The organism is Achromobacter sp. GbtcB20 (assembly GCF_019091095.1).
GTDB classification, from domain to species: domain Bacteria; phylum Pseudomonadota; class Gammaproteobacteria; order Burkholderiales; family Burkholderiaceae_B; genus Achromobacter; species Achromobacter mucicolens.
Map to the genome: position 1 here is coordinate 1 of NZ_JAGXJZ010000942.1, position 233 is coordinate 233.

Here is a 233-nt window from a genome sequence, read left to right on the forward strand (position 1 = left end):
CGGTAAGCCGGCAGGCGTGCGCTGCGTGCAGCTTGCCGACGACAACCGCTGCCGCATCTTCGGGCAGCCGGAACGGCCGGCCTTCTGCGCCGGCCTGCAGCCTTCGCTGGACATGTGCGGGAGCAGCCGCGAGCAGGCCTTGCTGTGGCTCGGCGAACTGGAGCGGGCGACAGCTCCGGGCTAGGTTTTACGCCCGTCCTCGTCCTCGTCCTCGTCCGCCTCGGTCTCGCACG

General features: G+C 70.8%; 1 protein-coding gene. It reads left to right on the top strand.

Going from position 1 to position 233, the window contains the following annotated elements; translation table 11 throughout:
- Positions 1-184: Fe-S-cluster oxidoreductase (locus KVT32_RS31740; RefSeq protein ID WP_217619601.1), on the top strand; the 184-nt coding region annotated here is incomplete at its 5' end.
- Positions 185-233 lie beyond the last annotated feature (49 nt).